This window comes from Flectobacillus sp. (assembly GCF_049240685.1).
Taxonomy (GTDB): Bacteria; Bacteroidota; Bacteroidia; order Cytophagales; family Spirosomataceae; genus Flectobacillus.
Window position 1 is genome coordinate 1 of sequence record NZ_JBMLSD010000136.1, and the last position, 2,337, is coordinate 2,337.

Genomic DNA, 2,337 nt, shown 5'->3' on the forward strand with positions numbered 1-2,337 from the left:
ATTCACAACTCATAATTCAGCACTGCTACCCACTCATGTCCTATAGATTTTTCTTTTTCACTTCGTTGATAATGTATTCCGAAGTACGCATCGAAAGCGCCATGATGGTCCAAGTGGCATTTTTGTCACCCTGCGAAACAAATGGTGCGGCATCAGCAACAAAAAGGTTTTTCACGTCATGTGCTTGGCAATGCTTATTCAATACCGACTTGTTAGGGTCGTTACCCATACGAGCCGTGCCTACTTCGTGAATGATTTTTCCTGGGTCTTCTAAGCCGTAGTTTTTGTCAGCACCCGGTTTTGGGCCTAAAGCAATACCTCCCAATTCATGGATAATTTGCTCGAAAGTATCCTGCATGTGCTTAGCTTGCTTGATTTCTTGATCACTCCATTTATAGTGGAAACGAAGCACAGGAATACCATATTTATCAACCACATTCGGGTCAATTTCACAATAATTACTTTCCAAAGGAATAGGCTCACCACGACCTGCCATACCTACATAAGCCCCATAAAAACGACGATAATCGTCTTTCAACGATGCTCCATAACCACCAGCAGCCTTAGTAATACCTTCGCGAGTAGGGAAGCGACCGTTGATACCTTCGATACCCCAACCGAAGCCATAAGCAGGCATACCCATACCACCCCAATATTCGATGTGATACCCACGTGCGAAATCGAGTTTTTTGTTGTCGCCCCACCAAGGTGTGTACACGTGCATACCGCCAACACCGTCTTCGTTGTAACGTTTTCTGTCAAACAAAGTAGGAATAATTGCAGAGCGAGAGGCCCCTGTAGAGTCGTTGATATAACGACCTACAATACCACTAGAGTTGGCTAAACCTTGTGGGAAACGAGCTGATTTTGAGTTGAGTAACAAACGAGCCGTTTCACCTGCCGATGCCGCCAAGATAACAATTTTACCTCTGACTGTATGCTCTTGCATATCTAGCGTACTTACATAAGATACACCAGTAGCCAAACCTGTAGCTGGGTCGGTCAATACCTCACGAGCCATAGCGTAGGTAATCATGGTTAAATTACCCGTTTTGAGCGCTGGCTTAATCAATACCGATGAACTTGAGAAATCGGCATAGGCCTGACAAGAACGTCCGCATTGGTTACAGTAAAAACACTGTCCACGTTCGTTATTGATAGGTTTCGTCAAAATCGAAAGGCGTGAAGGGATAGTTGGAATACCTAAGCGTTTGTTACTTTTTTGTAACATCAACTCGTGCAAACGTTGCTTAGGAGGAGGTAAGAAAATACCATCTGGCTCATTTCTCAAACCTTCAACAGAACCGAAAATACCTACTAAGCGGTCTAGTCTGTCGTAATAGGGCTTCACATCATCATAGCCAATAGGCCAGTCGTCGCCCAATCCGTCGATACTTTTTCTACGGAAGTCATCTGGTCCAAAACGAAGAGAGATACGTCCCCAGTGGTTGGTACGACCACCCACCATTCTCGAACGGAACCAGTCGAACTTTGTTCCTGCTGCACGCGTGTAAGGCTCTCCTTCGATTTCCCAGCCACCATAAGCAGCATCAAAATCACCAAAAGGACGGGTGGTTCCGGCACCACGGCGCGGAGATTCGTACGGCCACTTGAGTTGAGTAATGTTTTTTGGGTCGGCAGGGTCGAAGGGCTGACCTGCTTCCAAAACGCAGACTTTTGCTCCTGCTTTGGTAAGTTCGTGTGCCGCCATACCTCCACCAGCACCCGAACCAACAATCACAACATCAAATACCGTGTTGTTTTCTTTGATTTGAAAATCAAACATAGTTTTTATAGCTTTTTAGGTAATTATTTCGCTTTGTGATAATCCTTTACTTGATTATCAAATTAAGTATTAGTGCAAAATTATATTTAAGTTATGTGTTGAGAGACAAGGCAACAGGCACAGAGTGTTAAAATGTTTTTATTAACCACAGCCATGCGTTTTTACAAAGCCCACCGCCGAAAGCTGATACCTGAATGCCTTAGACACAAAAATTGAATTCTCTTCTGCCCACTAACTTAAATGTTTTTCAAAAATTGGATGAAATCTAACCCGAAGGTTAAAGGTTTAAGCGTATAAAATTATGATAGGGGAAATTCTCTTTCAAGCGTTGATGCAGTTTATGCGAAGAATTGGCTCAATTCTATACGGTCTGTTCATACTTTTAAAGACAATTTTATCATTCTAATTTTCAATTGCAAAATACGACATTTTATAAAAATTTCTATCCCATATTGTCATATTCCTTTAATTCAATGATTTGTGATTTAGTAATTAGAAATGCTTCTGTCTTCGCCTTAGACGCAAAATATTGCGTCTCTACAGGAAAAACA

The 2,337-nt window shown here is 42.4% G+C and carries 1 protein-coding gene; it reads right to left on the minus strand.

All coding sequences use genetic code 11. The features are described from left to right. Positions 1 to 40: 40 nt before the first annotated feature. Positions 41 to 1,786 (minus strand): GMC family oxidoreductase, encoded by a 1,746-nt coding sequence (locus tag ACOVQ4_RS06245; RefSeq protein WP_421819793.1) that lies wholly within the window; start codon positions 1,784 to 1,786, stop codon positions 41 to 43. Positions 1,787 to 2,337: the final 551 nt, after the last annotated feature.

Coding starts and splice junctions, on each gene's coding strand:
- ACOVQ4_RS06245 (WP_421819793.1), bottom strand. CDS start 1,786: ATGTTTGATTTTCAAATCAAAGAAAACAACACGGTATTTGATGTTGTG.